Origin of the sequence: Microbacterium sp. Gd 4-13, from assembly GCF_003095395.1 — a bacterium.
Classification (GTDB): Bacteria; Actinomycetota; Actinomycetes; order Actinomycetales; family Microbacteriaceae; genus Microbacterium.
On record NZ_QEIJ01000001.1, the window covers coordinates 130,834 to 145,347 of the forward strand.

At 65.2% G+C, this 14,514-nt stretch carries 12 protein-coding genes; 9 read left to right on the forward strand and 3 right to left on the reverse strand.

All coding sequences use genetic code 11. The features are described from left to right. Window positions 1–146: 146 nt before the first annotated feature. From purE to DEA06_RS00590, 4 genes are all read left to right on the forward strand, one after another. Window positions 147–614, forward strand: coding sequence for a 5-(carboxyamino)imidazole ribonucleotide mutase (purE, locus tag DEA06_RS00575; RefSeq protein WP_116646753.1), 468 nt, complete (start codon window positions 147–149; stop codon window positions 612–614). Further along, on the forward strand, window positions 611–2,077 hold the full coding sequence (locus tag DEA06_RS00580) for an LCP family protein (protein WP_116646030.1): 1,467 nt from the start codon (window positions 611–613) through the stop codon (window positions 2,075–2,077). The genes purE and DEA06_RS00580 overlap by 4 nt, the downstream gene beginning before the upstream one ends. Beyond that, window positions 2,074–3,168 carry a glycosyltransferase gene (locus DEA06_RS00585; protein ID WP_116646031.1) on the forward strand — a complete coding sequence of 365 codons (1,095 nt, stop codon included), beginning with the start codon at window positions 2,074–2,076 and terminating at the stop codon, window positions 3,166–3,168. The genes DEA06_RS00580 and DEA06_RS00585 overlap by 4 nt, the downstream gene beginning before the upstream one ends. A 154-nt stretch (window positions 3,169–3,322) precedes the next feature. Further along, window positions 3,323–5,395, forward strand: coding sequence for a hypothetical protein (locus DEA06_RS00590; RefSeq protein WP_133241687.1), 2,073 nt, complete (start codon window positions 3,323–3,325; stop codon window positions 5,393–5,395). A 12-nt stretch (window positions 5,396–5,407) separates the two neighbouring features. Here the strand turns inward: DEA06_RS00590 and DEA06_RS00595 are convergent, their stop codons facing one another. Continuing rightward, window positions 5,408–6,439 (reverse strand): glycosyltransferase, encoded by a 1,032-nt coding sequence (locus tag DEA06_RS00595; RefSeq protein ID WP_116646033.1) that lies wholly within the window; start codon window positions 6,437–6,439, stop codon window positions 5,408–5,410. 84 nt (window positions 6,440–6,523) lie between these two features. Between DEA06_RS00595 and DEA06_RS00600 the strand changes: the two genes are divergently transcribed. From DEA06_RS00600 to DEA06_RS00615, 4 genes are all read left to right on the forward strand, one after another. Further along, the gene (locus DEA06_RS00600; RefSeq protein WP_165817890.1) at window positions 6,524–7,492 is read left to right on the forward strand and encodes a glycosyltransferase; all 969 of its coding nucleotides are present in this window, start codon (window positions 6,524–6,526) and stop codon (window positions 7,490–7,492) included. Between the two features lie 85 nt (window positions 7,493–7,577). Beyond that, the gene (locus DEA06_RS00605; protein WP_133241688.1) at window positions 7,578–8,840 is read left to right on the forward strand and encodes a hypothetical protein; all 1,263 of its coding nucleotides are present in this window, start codon (window positions 7,578–7,580) and stop codon (window positions 8,838–8,840) included. Further along, on the forward strand, window positions 8,837–9,973 hold the full coding sequence (locus DEA06_RS00610; RefSeq protein ID WP_165817891.1) for a glycosyltransferase family 4 protein: 1,137 nt from the start codon (window positions 8,837–8,839) through the stop codon (window positions 9,971–9,973). The genes DEA06_RS00605 and DEA06_RS00610 overlap by 4 nt, the downstream gene beginning before the upstream one ends. Then, window positions 9,970–10,743 (forward strand): glycosyltransferase, encoded by a 774-nt coding sequence (locus DEA06_RS00615; RefSeq protein ID WP_240606748.1) that lies wholly within the window; start codon window positions 9,970–9,972, stop codon window positions 10,741–10,743. Before DEA06_RS00610 ends, DEA06_RS00615 begins: the two co-directional genes overlap by 4 nt. 30 nt (window positions 10,744–10,773) lie before the next feature. Here the strand turns inward: DEA06_RS00615 and DEA06_RS00620 are convergent, their stop codons facing one another. Continuing rightward, window positions 10,774–11,517: an ABC transporter ATP-binding protein gene (locus DEA06_RS00620; protein ID WP_116646038.1), complete on the reverse strand. Its 744-nt coding sequence runs from the start codon at window positions 11,515–11,517 to the stop codon at window positions 10,774–10,776. After that, on the reverse strand, window positions 11,501–12,370 hold the full coding sequence (locus tag DEA06_RS00625) for an ABC transporter permease (RefSeq protein WP_116646039.1): 870 nt from the start codon (window positions 12,368–12,370) through the stop codon (window positions 11,501–11,503). Before DEA06_RS00625 ends, DEA06_RS00620 begins: the two co-directional genes overlap by 17 nt. A gap of 123 nt (window positions 12,371–12,493) precedes the next feature. Between DEA06_RS00625 and DEA06_RS00630 the strand changes: the two genes are divergently transcribed. Continuing rightward, window positions 12,494–14,473, forward strand: a complete 1,980-nt coding sequence (locus tag DEA06_RS00630) for a DUF6541 family protein (RefSeq protein ID WP_346427025.1) — start codon at window positions 12,494–12,496, stop codon at window positions 14,471–14,473. The last annotated feature ends 41 nt before the right edge of the window (window positions 14,474–14,514 follow it).

Here is a 14,514-nt window from a genome sequence, read left to right on the forward strand (position 1 = left end):
GCCCATCGACGGCGGCGCGGGGGTGCGCAGCATCCGAGTCGCTCCCGACTGCCGCGCGTTGCGGTGATCTTCCAGCGATGCGTTCTAGCCTTATGGGCGTGACCCGACCGCTGCATTCTTCCGACGCGCCCGTGGTCGGCGTCGTCATGGGCTCCGATTCCGATTGGAGGGTGATGGCGGATGCTTCGCAGGCCCTCACCGACTTCGGGATCGCGCACGAGGTCGAGGTCGTCTCGGCCCACCGCACGCCCGACAAGCTGCTGAGGTACGGCCGTGAGGCGCGCGAGCGCGGTCTTCGCGTCATCATCGCCGGGGCCGGCGGCGCGGCGCACCTCCCGGGCATGCTCGCGTCCGTCACGGCTCTTCCCGTCATCGGTGTGCCGGTGCAGCTCGCGACGCTCGACGGCCTCGATTCGCTGCTGAGCATCGTGCAGATGCCCGCGGGTATTCCGGTCGCCACCGTGTCGATCAACGGGGCCAAGAACGCCGGACTGCTCGCCGCCCGCATCCTCGGAGCAGGGGATCCCGCGATCGCCGACCGTGTGGAGGCCTTCGCCCGCGACCTCGAAGCGCAGGTCGAGGAGAAGAACCGCCGGTTGAAGGAGTCGCTGTGAGCGTTGCGAGCCCGCCGCTCCAGCGCCCCGTGCGCAAGAGCGTCATCGAGTCGCGTCCGATCCGCAACCCCGACGTGACCTCCGCCGGCATGATGACCACACGCGGATGGTGGCTCGTCGCACTCAACTTCTTGCTGCCGGGCTCCGCCCAAGTGCTCGCCGGAAGCCGCAAGCTGGGGCGCTTCGGCCTCGGTGCCACGGTCTTCATGTGGCTGCTCCTGATCTTCGCGGGTCTCGGAGCGCTGCTCTGGCCCTCCGGCACCTTCAGCATCGCGTCGGGCGCCTGGCTGCCCGCACCGCTGTCGCTCCTGCGTCCGATCCCGCTCCTCATCGTGCAGGGGCTCTTCATCGCGTACGCGGTGCTCTGGATCGTTCTCACCGTCGACACGCTGCGGCTGGTGCGGCTCGTCAGGGTCAAGACGCTCTCGCGCATCGGAATCCCCGTCCTCGCGATCATCCTGGCCGCCGCGTCGTCGACCACGGCGGCGTACGGTGCGCAGGTCGCAGGCTCGACGCGTGACGCTCTGGGAGCGATCTTCGGCTCCTCGGCCGCGGTCGTCCCGCCGTCGGACGGCTACTACAACATCCTCCTCCTCGGCGCCGACAGCGGCGAAGGCCGCGACTCGATGCGGTTCGACAGCATCTCGGTGGTGTCGGTCAACGCCGAGACCGGCGCCACCACCATCACCGGCATCCCTCGCGACCTCGGGCACTTCCCGTTCGCGCCGGGGCCGATGCAGGACCTCTATTCCGACGTGCACGAGGGCAAGTCCAGCGCCACATGCGGATGGGGGAGCGGCATCAATCAGCTGCGCACCGAGGTCGAGGTGTGCCGCGACGGCAACGCCCTGTACCCCGACGCCGTAGCCAACGGCTCCGAGCCCGGTGTCGAGGCGACAAAGGACGCCGCCGAAGGGCTTCTCGGCATCACGATCCCGTACTACGTCTTCGTCGACATGCACGGCTTCGCCGCCATGATCGACGCGCTCGGCGGTGTCGACATCGACGTCGCCCAGCGCCTGCCCAAGGGCGGCGGGCCGCAGTACACCGGCGAGCCCGCCGAGGACTGGGCCATCGGCTGGATCGAAGCCGGTCCGCAGCACATGGACGGCGACACCGCCCAGTGGTACGCCCGTTCCCGTTACACCACGAGTGACTGGGACCGGATGCTTCGCCAGCGTCAGCTGCAGGAGGCGATCCTCGCGCAGTTCACCCCCGAGACCGTGCTCACGCGCTTCCAGAGCGTCGCGGCCGCCGGCACGAACCTCGTGAAGACCGACCTTCCGCAGGGGCTGCTGCCGGCCCTCGTCGATCTCGCCCTGAAAGCGAAGGAGCAGCCCGTCACGACGATCGAGCTGACCCCCGAGGCTCACCAGATCGTTCAGGATGCGCCCGATGTCGCGTACATCCAGCAGCTCATCGACAGCACGTTGCATCCGCCGGCCCCGGAGCCGACCGAGTGACGGTCGCGCTGCGCGTCGTCCTCGACCAGCTCGTCGCCCCGACGGCCCCCGCGCTCGCCGAGGCGTCGGGCGAGCTCGTCCGTGCCCTGGCCGAGACCGCGCCGTCGGGCTGCGTCGTCGAGGGGATCGTGCCCTCTCCCGGACTCGACGACGCGGATGCCGCGGGTCTGGCCGACGTGCACCGGCTCGCCCTCGCGCGCCGCGAGCTCGCCGCATCATGGCAGCTCGGAATCGCCCCCGGGGTCGGGAAGGGCATGATCCACGCACCGACGCTGCTCGCGCCGCTCGTGCGGCACGACCGGGTCAACGACACGCACCAGCTTGTCGCCACCGTGTGGGACCTCCGCGCCTGGGAGGCACCCGACACCCTCTCGCGCACCGAGGTCGTCTGGTACAAGGCGATGCTCAAGCGCGCCGAGAAGCACGCCGATGCGATCGTCGTTCCCACTCATGCGCTCGCCGCCAGGCTCGGCGACCTGGGCCGGTTCGGCCGACGTGTGCGCGTCATCTCCGGCGCCGCGCCCGCGGGGTTCCGGGTGCCGAACGACCACGTCGGGCGCCTCCGCGCCCTGGATCTGCCCTCGTTCTTCCTCGCCACGGCGGGCGGCGCCACGGAGTCGGACGCACTCGCGCACGCGTTCCGCGCCGTCGTCGAGTCGGGCGAGACGGCCGACATCGTGGTGCTGGACTGCCCCGAGGGCGAGGAGCCGGCAGTCGTCGAGATCGCCTCGCGCGCGGGGCTGTCCGCCTCGCGCGTGCACGTCCGCGGCGCACTCGACACGTGGGATCGCGCTGCCGTCCTGGGAGGCGCGAGCGTGTTCCTCGCGCCGTCGACGCGGTCGGACTGGCCCTGGCGCGTCGTCGAGGCGCTGGTCCTGGGCGTGCCGATTGTCGCGGCGGACGCGCCCGTGCATCGCGAGGTGCTCGTCGACGCGGGAATCGTCGTGGGGCAGGAAGTGCTGGGTGCGGCGTTGATGCGGGCCACCGGCGGCGCGGCCGACCGGCTCCGGGTGCTGTCGCGCGATCGGGCGCAGGCCTTCTCGTGGCGCGAATCGGCCGAGCGCATCTGGGCGCTCCACGCCGACCTCTGATCTGCCTCCGCGGATCAGTTGCGCATCTTCGTCTTCGCGAAGGTGAGGTAGCCGCCGTGAGCCCGCGCCCGTCTTTGGAGCTCGGGCACGCGCACACACCGATGGCGCCGAGGAAATGTTGGTACTCATACGTAACATCCGCCACACTGGCACCATGTCGGGAAGTCGCACGTCGGTGGGCGCAGGTGCGCGCCTCATCGTGTCCATCGTCGTGGTGGGTCTCATGGCGATCGGTTCGCTAGGCGCAAGTCCCGCCGCCTCAGCGTCAGGTGGCGCCGTGCCGTCGCCAGCCGTTGCGGCGGTGACACCGGTGCTCGCGGCGAATCTCGCGAACTTCAACCCGGGTCGTATCGTGAGCGACGCGGTCTTTTTCGACAGCTCGACCATGGGTGAGCAAGAGATCCAAGATTTCCTCGACAGCAAGGTGCGTACGTGCAGATCGGGCTACACGTGTCTTAAGGACACGTATGACACGACTCGGGTGACTTCCGCTGATGCAATGTGCGGCGCTTACGCAGGGGGTGGCCGTGAACGAGCATCCCGCATCATCTACAACGTCGCTCGCGCATGCGGCATCAATCCGCAAGTGATCCTCGTCATGCTGGAGAAGGAGCAAGGGCTTGTCACTCACACATGGCCGAGCGACTTCCGCTACCGAGCGGCAATGGGGCAGGGGTGCCCCGACACGGCCGCATGCGACGCGCGATACTACGGCTTCTTCAATCAGGTGTATGGAGCGGCATGGCAACTGAAGCGTTATGCCAATCCGTCCGGTACAAGCCAGTTCTTCACGTGGTACGCGCCAGGGAGGACGTGGAATGTTCTCTACCACCCGAACCGGGACTGCGGCTCGTCCCCGGTGCGCATCGATAATCAGGCGACCGCCGACCTGTACTACTACACCCCTTATCAGCCCAATGCCGCAGCTCTTCGCGCTGGGTACGGTGAGGGCGACGGGTGCTCGAGCTACGGAAACCGCAACTTCTACAACTATTTCACCGACTGGTTCGGGTCAACGGAGACCCCAGCCGCCGCGCTGATCAAGGCCACCGACGCAAACGAGATCTACCTCATCTCCGGCGGGGTGAGACATCACGTTGTGAACTCGGCCGACCTCGCCATTTTCGAAGCTCGTCTTGGTACCTTCCGCGTGGTCCCTTCCAACTATGTCTCGTCACTTCCCCTGGGCAATTCCGCGCTGCGGCTCGCCCGGGACGCTCGCGACGGTGCGATGTACCTGTTGCAACCCGGGGGCACGAAGCATCACCTCCGATCTGTCGAGCTCGTCGAACGTTACGGCTTCCGAATGGACGACTACCTCGCGTTGTCCCCTTCTCTCGTAGACAAGTTCCCCACCGGCGAGGCCGTCGGCGATTTCTTCCGTGCCGAGACCTCCCCGGACTACTACAAGTGGGAGGCGGGTAGCCGACGGCTCATCGTGAATGACCTGTCCTGGTTGTCCCAGCGGTCTGCCGCGAGAGATTTCGTTGCAGTCATGCCTGAAGGCAACGCATACAAGGCTCCCGTCGGTGTCCCGCTGCTCGCGCCGGGCTCACTCACGCGGGAGGCCAGTAGTGGAGATGTGTATCTCGTCGGCACGGGTCTCGAGATCGCACGAATTCCTTCGTTCGGCACGGCGGCCGATGCGGGCGTGCAGGCCTATCGCGTTGTGTCAGACGGTGTTCTTGCCGGCTATCGTCCCAGCGGGGAGCTCGCCCCGATCATGCAGTGCGGCTCCCAGACGGTCGTTGTCGACGGCGGCGCGCTCACCCCCATCGCAGGTGCAGAGACGCTCCAACCTCGTCCGGCCGCTCTTCCGAGCGCGTTGTGCGCTGTCATGAACATCCGAGGCGCCTCGATCACGGCGCCGATATTGACGAAGGGCATCGGGGCTGACGCGGTGTACGTCTTGGATGCTGGCAAACTCCGCCACATCCGGAGTGCTGAGCGCCTCTACTCGATCAACGGAAACCGCCCTGTCAAACAGCTCACCTGGTCGCCGGATACCGTGAAGTCGTTCCCCCTGGGGGCTCCGCACTTCGCCGACAATTCGTTCGTGTCGTTCGGCACCGCCGACATCTATGTCGCTCAGAGCGGAACCCTTCGTCACGTGTTGACGACTGCTGCTCTGCTGCGGCTCGCCGGGCCTCGCTGGCCGGTGCCGGTGGAGAAGCGACCCGCCGACGAACTTGCACAGTACGTGCTCGGTGAGCCGGTCGCTCAGTAGCGGGGGATGGTCTCAGGCGCGCTCGCGCGGCCGTTGGCGGGAGACTGATGACCTACCGGCGATGAGGATGCCTGCGACCCAGCTGACCACGTATTCAAGGGCGAACTGAGTCCCGACCACCCCTGTCTGGCGTGCGCGGCGGATAAGGTGAGCGATCTCCGTGAATTTCCGATCACGCCCGAACGCACCTTTGATTCTCGGATCCACTCGGTCGGAACCGACTCTCGCGGTCAGGGTTTCTGTCAGCAGTTGGCGCCACCCGACGTTGAGCCAGAACATCATTCGCAACATTGCTAGGGGACCGCTCGTCCCTTCGTAACGGGCTGTCATCTCACGAACGTTGCGGACGGCTCGCGGAAGCGACCACGGAGCTGCCGACTGGCGGGGATCACCGAACACGTTTCCGGTGTGCTGTACGTAGTCCTGGACGGAATCAGAAACAAGCGCCGTTCCTCCGACCGCGCCCGACACTACGGCGAGCCAGTGATCGTGCGCCGCAGTGCGTGTACTGGCGCGTGGAAATGGGAGCGCGACCTGCAAGATAGATGAGCGGAAAACGGTCGCAGAGCCCGTGTACTCATTGTTCAACATAGTGAACAACGGATCGCTTGCCCGACGTTCCGCTTCCCCAAGGATGGCGCCAGAGGGGTACTCCACAAGCCGTACCCCGCCCGTGGCGAGCGCGACGGTGTCGAGGCTCGGAACGAGGGTCTGCAATTTCGTCGGGTACCAAAAGTCGTCTTGATCACTGAGGGCGACCCACGCGGCCTCCACCGGCACCTCGTACAGTCCTCGCTCGAAGTTCAAGTAAAAACCGAGCCGCGATCCGTCGCCGATGACAGTGAAGCGGTTGTCGTCGGCGACACTCTCGACGACGAGGGCGCGTACCGGGGCGACATCTCCGTCTACCACGACGATGCAGGTCCAATCGACCAGCGTCTGCGCGGCGATGGACCGCAGCTGCCGGGCGAACATCTCGGGTTCGGGAGAGTACGCGGCGAGCACGATCGCCCCGGGGAGATTCGCGTACGACTCAGCAGGCACCGGTCCAACCTATCCGACGAGTTGGCGCGTGACCGGAGACCGAGAGAGTCCGGATAGGGTGAAATCTCGGCCACGGAAAGGGACGTGTTGTTGAGCACCGGTGCCTGGGCAGTCGTAACCGTGTTCCACCCGGGGCCCGCCCTCCTCGAGGCGGTGGAGGGCTTGTTGCAAGTGATGGACGCGGTGATCGTCGTCGACGATGGGAGCGGAGCCTCAGCCGACGAGATTCTGGTCGCCGCAGAGGGCCTAGGGGCGGTCCTGGAGCGTCTTCCGGAAAACAGCGGGATCGCGGCCGCCTTGAACAAAGGGGTGGCCCGCGCTGTTGCGGACGGCGCGCTCCTCATCTATACGTTCGATCAGGATTCGCGGCCGCAGGACGGGTTCCGCGAGGCGATGGAGACCGCGTGGAACCGCGCGGTCGGGCTCGGTCATCGAGTCGCTTTCGTCGTCCCCGAGTTCTTCTCCGACGTGCGTCAGGCGCACTCGGCGCTACCAGACGGCACACTTCTGGCCCGAAACGTCATCCAGTCGGGCATGCTCATTCCTGCGACGGTTCTCGACGAGATTGGTCCATTCCGCGCCGACTTCTTCATCGACCTCGTCGACACCGAGTTCGAACTCCGCGTGCGGCGGGCCGGACTTCTGACGGTTGCGGCCCCGTCCGCCCACCTGGACCACCAGCTCGGACAGCAGTACGAGAGGAGAATCCTCGGCCTGCGCCTTTCGCTGCCGGGAGTGCCTCCCGTCATCACGGTCAGCACACCGTTCCGTTATTTCTATCGGGTGCGTAATCGCGTGATCCTCAACAAGGAGTACTGGTCCTCGGCGACCGCCCAGATTGCGCGCGACACGCTGCTCGACGTCGTCCATTTCGCGAACGCGCTGATGGTCGCTCGTCCTCGACGCACGCTCGCGCGAGTGATGAGATCGGGGTGGTCAGCGGCTCGACAGAACCGCATGGGGCGCATGCCGCTTGTCCTTCTCGAGGCGTCGCGCACTGTGCGGTGGGCCGCACGGCCGGTGGATCGCGGCGTGAATGGCGCGGCGCGCTAAGGGTAGGTAGAGACGCGGCGTCAGAGAAAGTGCTGCGCCGGCATCGATGTCCTGACGCGCGAAGGGCGTGAACTAGCCTGGAGCGGTGATGGACCTCGTGCGGCGACTTCTCGGGTTCTCGACACTTCCGTTCCTGTCCGCCGTGCTTCCCCTCCTGGCGTTGCCAATCGTCGCGCGCGCGGGCGGTGTCGACGGGTGGAGCGCATTCAACGTCGGCCAGGCGATCGGCACCTACGCGGCCGCGGTCGGTTACGTGGGCTGGAACGTCCTGGGTACGCCGCTCGTGGCGGCGGCGAAGACGAAGGACGAACGCATTCGTGTCTACGCACGGTCTTTCTACGTGCGTGCAGTGTCAGCACTCTTCATCGCCGCGGCTGCTTCATCGCTCGCCTACGCGGTCGCGCCGGCACCATCTCGAGCAGTCGCGGTCTCTTTCGCGCTCGCCGGGGCGGTGTCCGCGTTGGGGCTGAGCTGGTTCGCCATCGGAATCTCGTCCATCTGGGTCATCATCTGGTACGAGATCGTGCCGCGAGCCATCGCCACGGCTCTCGCCATCGCGCTCATCCTTCTGACCGGCGATGTCCTTTGGTACGGCATCCTCTTGATCGTCGCGCCTCTCGCAGGCCTGGCCGCCTTCCATCTCGTGTATTGCGGGCGCCTCATTCCGCCGTGGTTGGGTTGGCGACAAGTGAGCCGCGATCTATTCGATCTGAGGAGTGCCTGGGGCGTGGAGGTCGTCGGCAATCTGTACGCCAATGCCCCTGTTCCTTTGGTCAGTGTGGTGTCGCCCGTTCCGGCGGCGGCCGCATACGGATCCTCCGATCGGCTGTACCGGTATTCACTTCTGGCGGTCGCCGCCGCCGGCAATGCGCTCCAGGGGTGGGTATTGGAGGTCGATGACGACCGACGTGCCCGACGGAATACCGTGGGGATCATCCTTATGACCGGACTAGGTATCGCAGGACTCGCTGGGCTGATCGTTCTCGGTATTCCACTCTCACGCTTGCTCTTCGGCGCCGAGTTGGAAGCGCAGCTGCCGAGTCTTGTCTGGTTGGGGATCTCTTTCTTCGCTGTGGCTGCGTCCACTCCGCTCATCCGTAACGTCCTGATGCCCGCGCGAAGAGAGAAGGCAGTTCTCGCCATTACGCTTGCCAGCGCTGTCCTCGGACTGGCAGCCATGGTGCTCGCGAGTGTTGTCTGGGGGCCACCGGGCGTTGCCGCCGGTCTAGCCGTCAGCGAGCTGTTCACGTTGATCGCATGTGGGATCGCCGCGAGGAAGTGTGGTCTCGCGGTGGTGGACGCGCGTCTGAGCAGCCGGAATCGATCGAGGGGAGACGGTGCGTCATGACGAGACCGGGAACCACGCGGCGCGTTCATTTTCTGCTTCCAGGAGCGACGACCCGGCCGGTCGGCGGCTACAAGGTGGTCTACGAATACGCCAACGCACTCGCCGAGCAGGGCGTCGACGTGACGATATGGCACTCGCAGATCTTCAATGCCCCAGGCGTTGGTCTGAGGAGGGCGTTACGTCGTCTGCGGCTCGCAGCAGGGTGGGCCGTGCGCGTCCGGTCGACGTCAGGTCAATACGCCGGTCCAACGTGGTTCACACTCGACTCGCGGATCCGTGTGCGGTCGGGTGCTCTGATGCCGCGCATGCCTCTCGGTCGTGGAGATCTCGTCATCGCGACGGCAGTTCAGACTTTTCGTTCTGCTGCGCAGCAGGCGCGCAGGGCGGGAGCGATCTCGTTGGGACTCATACAGCATTTCGAGACGTGGGCGTCACCTGCGCAGGCGATCCGATCGGACTGGGCGCGGGTGGATGAACGCATCGTGATCGCTCCGTGGCTTGCCGATGAGTGCGCCGCCGCCGGCCTGTCGAGTGTTCTGTTGCCGAACGCTCTGGATGCTTCTTCGTTCCCGCCTGGATCGCCGCTTCCTGATCGGAGGAAGGAAGTCCTCTCGCTCTTGTCGCCGCACGAATACAAGCGCCCTGACGTGGTGACGGAAGCCTTGGAGGAGATCGTCCGGAGGAGACCAGACATCACGGTCCGAGCCTTCGGTCAAGATCCTCAGATGCCGATCGCGTCCGACTCGATTTCATACAGTCCCAACCCGAGCCCGGATCAATTACGTGGTCTGTACGCGGCGACCCGGGTGTACCTCTGCGGCAGCGACGCCGAGGGGTGGCACCTGCCGCCCGCCGAGGCGACCCTGTGCGGTGCGGCCGTCGTGTCCACGGACATCGGCGGTGTTCGCGCATCTATGGCGGATGACGCTCTCTACGTGCCCGCAGGCGACGCGGTCGGACTCGCAGAGCTCGCCATCCGCGTTGTAGATGCGCCCGAAGAGGCTCAGCTTCGCGTGGAACGTGCAAGGAGACGATTGCTCGAAACGACATACGAAGGCAACGCGAGTCGTCTTCTACAGATCGCGTCGGATGTGAAGGCGCGAAAGTTCTCCGTGATCGGTGACCCCTCATGACGATGGATGACAAAGCAGTATCGGTGTGCATGGCCGCGTACAACGGGTCGCTCTATATCCGTGACCAGATTCGGTCGATTCTGACGGAATTGCACCCTCAGGACGAGATCGTGATCGTGGACGATGCGAGCGTAGATGGCACCGCGGAGATCGTGGCCGGAATCGAAGATTCTCGAGTACGGTTGGTGCGCCAGGAGCGCAATCTGGGGTACGTGCGCACCTTCGAGCACGCACTCCGTCTCGCACGTGGCGACGTGATCTTTCTTGCCGACCAAGACGACCTCTGGGTTCCCGGTCGAAGAGCAGCCCTCTTGGGTGGCCTCAGAAGTGGCGGGGTTGCTGCATCCAACCTCAGCCTCCTCCCTGATGACGCCCCGCTGCGAAGCCCTGTCACGGGAAGGCCGTGGATGCTGCGCAGCTCATCATCATCCGCACAAAAACTGGGAAACGAGTTGCGGATTCTTTCCGGTGTCGCGCCTTATTTCGGATGCGCGATGGCGATCGACCGAGAGAGCTTGGGTAGAGTTCTTCCCTTCCCCGCCTATCTCACGGAATCGCACGACTTGTGGATAGCGACCGTCGCCAACGAGGCGGGTATCCTCCACCATGTTGAAGATGTGACCGTCCGACGCCGGATCCACGCCGACAACGCATCGACATCCAGGCCCCGCGGAATTGGTGCCGCTCTACGTTCACGATGGCTCCTCGTACGACTCTTCTTCGAGGCACGACGTCGCCGCTTGGCGGCTGCGGCTCTGTCGTCGCGGTGAGATCGGCGCCCGCGCTGCCCTGAGGGACTCTCAGGAGCGCATGCGGGCCACGGCGTCCGCGCTCAGGCCGTCGAACTGCACCTTCCCGTCGCGCAAGAAGATGCCCCGATCGCACAGGTCGGACACCATGTCCAGGTCGTGGGAGACAACCACGAGAGTCTTTCCGGCCGCGTGGAGCTCGCGGATTCGCGCAAGGCACTTCTGCTGGAAGGGCTCGTCGCCGACCGAAAGGATCTCGTCGATGAGCAGGATCTCAACCTCGGTGTGGATCGCCACGGAGAAGGCCAACCGAAGGAACATGCCCGACGAGTAGTGCTTCACCTCGGTGTCGATGAACTGTTCGATCTCGCTGAACGCGACGATCTCGTCGAAACGGTCTTCGGTCTCTTTCTTGCTCATCCCGAGGATTGCCGCGTTCAAGAAGATGTTCTCGCGCCCGGATAGATCGGGGTGGAACCCCGCGCCGACCTCGATGAGTCCCGCGACGCGCCCTCGGGTCAGCACTTGGCCCGAATCTGGGCGGAGCACCCCGGAGATCATCTTCAAAGTGGTCGATTTGCCTGAGCCATTGAACCCGAGGAGAGCCACCGCCTCGCCCTCCGCGATCTCGAAGGACACCCCATCCAGGGCGTGGAACTCCGTCGTGAGGGGCTTCCTGCGCACGGCCGCCACGAACGTCTCTTTGATGGAGTGCGTGTGCCTGAGTCGGAAAGTCTTCCTGATGTCGTCCACGACGATGCGTGGAACGGGTCGGATCTCAGAGGTCCTGGGCAAATCGTCCCTCCAGACGCCGGAACACGGCTTGACCAATAGCGAGAATCACCAGCGAGGCGACAAGGGAGTACAGCGCGAACACCCCGAGGTCGGGGAGAACGGCGGCATCACGAGGATTCAAGGGCATCCACAGTCCATAGTGGAAGAGCTCAACCGTGGGGGTGAGCGGGTTGAGCCGGTAGACAGTGAACGCCCACTCAGGAAGCTCGCGGGCCACCATCTGCCACTGGTACATCACTGGTGACGCCCACACGGACATCATCGCAATGATCTCCACGAAACTCTGCGCGTCACGGAACGTGACGTTTATCGCTCCGAAGAGCAAGCCCAACCCCGTCGCCAGAATGGCGATGATGGCGAAAGCGAGCAGCAGCGCAGCGACGTGGAGAACTGTGGGGACCCAGCCGAAGAACAGCGCGATAGTGACGATGACCGCGATTTGGGGGAGTGTGTTGACCGCAGCAACGAACATGCTCGCGATCGGAAACATCTCGCGGGGCAGGTAGATCTTCTTGATGAGGGCGCTGTTATCGACGAGGGAACGCGTCCCGTTGGCGAAGGCCTCGTTGAAGAAGGTGACGGCGGTGATTCCGGCGAGAAGGTAGATGGGGTAGTAGTCGATGCTTCGGTTCAGGCCGAGGAACACGCCTAACGCCACGAAGAAGACGACGAACTGGACCAGCGGCTTGACGTACGACCACAGCCACCCCAGGACCGATCCTCGGTAACGGATCCCTACTTCCTTGCGGATGATCAGCGAGAGGAGGTAGCGGCGTCGGAAGACGTCGACGAGCACGCGGTTCGTCCCCGGCGCAGACAGCTCGTCGCCGAGGGTGATGTTGGGTTTCGCCACGTGTTCTTCCTGTCGGGTTCCGGCGCTCAGGCCTCTTCAAGAGTAGTCAACTCCGGGACTGCAGCGCGCGAGTCCCCACCCGCCGGGCGACCGCGCAGCGCCCCTCGTTGGGGGGACGGGGTGATGCCGGTCGGTAGGATTCAGGGGACAGATGAGTCGAATGGGGCGTACCGGCGAATGTGGATTGACCTGCTTGCAGCCTTTTGTGTCGTGGGCATCTTGGTTCTCGGTCCGGGCTACCTGACGGCCTGGGCGCTCGGCCTCAGGGGACTGTGGCGCTGGGGCGCAGCAGCACCAGCGGGTGTGACTATCGTTTCGACTGCCGCAGTCGTGATGCCCATCCTCGGCGTCACATGGTCAGTCGTCCCCGTACTGATTGTCGGTGCCGTATTCGCGGCGTGTGCGTTCGCTCTGCGACTTTCCTTCTGGCGCAGGGCTCCTCGGGCGTCCGACAGCTCCGTAGGCGTGGCGAAGACTCTCCCGGCGGTGGTGCTTCTCGTCGCGGGGATCGTCATGGGCGCTCAGCTGCTCCTTACTATCGGGTCTCCGTCGAACATCTCCCAGACGTTCGACAACGTGTTTCACCTGAACGCCGTCCGCTACGTCCTCGACACCGGGAACGCATCGCCGCTGTTCGTCGGCACGATGACGAGCGCGGCAGGGGTTCCGTTCTACCCATCGCTCTGGCACGCGCTCGGTGCACTCGTGGTGCAGGTAGTCGGCGTGTCCATACCCGTCGCTTCGAACGCGGTGATGGGGCTCTTCGTCGTCATCGTCTGGCCGGCTTCCGCATTGCTTTTGGTGCGCGCTCTGTGGGGGCGCTCGCCGGCGGCAACGATCAGTGGTGCGGCAGCCATCGTGGCGATGGCCGCGTTCCCGCTCCTGATGATCGACTACGGAGTGCTCTTCCCATACATGGCCGGATTGAGTCTGGTTCCGGCGGCGGTCGCCGCGGTTGTCGCCGCGACGTCGAGCGACTGCCCGCCTCGTGAGCGCTTCGGGCTGCTGGTGCTTTTCGTGGGCGCTTTGCCAGGACTTGTCGTCAGCCACCCCGGCGCATTCATCGCCCTCGTCGTGCTGACGACGGCTGCACTGGTCGTTCAGATGCCCAGGGTTTGGCGCTCGCTGTCGACGCCACTCCATCGCGTGTGGATGGTCGGGGCCATCGCGGCATATCTCGTCGTCGTGGGCATCGCTTGGTATCTCCTCAGGCCCCCTGAGCTGGCGCGGAGTTGGTTGCCGGTGGAGACGGCCGGACAAGCGATAGGAGAAGTCCTGACGCTGTCGGTCAATTCAGCACCGGTCAACGTAGTGATGGCCGTCGTCGTGGCGGTGGGCATCGTCGCGGCGATACGGGTCCGCACGCGCAACCACTGGATCGCCCTGGCTATGTTCGCGGCGGCGGCCGCTCTGTACGTCGTCGCTGCCGGCCTCCCGTACCCGGTGCTTCGCGACGTCGTGACGGGCGCCTGGTACAACAACACGCCACGTCTCGCCGCGATCATGCCTCTGGTCTGGGTGCCCCTTGCAGCTTTGGGTGGCGAGACGCTCTGGCGGCTGATCCAGCGGCACTGGACTCACGGTATTCGCCGCCGTGTCGTGGGGTTCGCGGTAGTTTCGCTCCTCGTCCTCGTCGTCGTGCCGCAGGTCACGAGCATGCGACAGGCCATCTCCTCCGCGCATCGCGCCTTCGCCTTGGACGGCGACTCGCCGCTCCTCACCGCCGACGAGATGGCGCTCCTTCAACGCCTCCCCGACGAAGTCGCCGAGGGCGATACCGTCGCCGGGAGCCCGTGGACGGGCGCCGCCCTCGCGTACGCGATCGCAGATCGGAAAGTGCTCATGAGGCACACCTTGACGGACACCAGCGAGGAGACCGATCTCATCAACGACGACCTGGATGTCGCCGATGAGGAGCCGGCAGTCTGCGATGCGATCCTGGAGACAGGGACACGGTACGTCCTGGACTTCGGTGATCAGGAGGTCAACTGGGGACGGCACGAGTTCCCCGGTTTCGCCGACCTCGAGAGCTCGGGTGCGGTGGAGTTGGCCGATAAGGAGGGTGACGCTCGCCTCTACCGGATCGTGGCCTGCGCCCCCTGATCGTCAGGCGAGCTGGAGGGTCCGGTAGACGAGATTGCGTG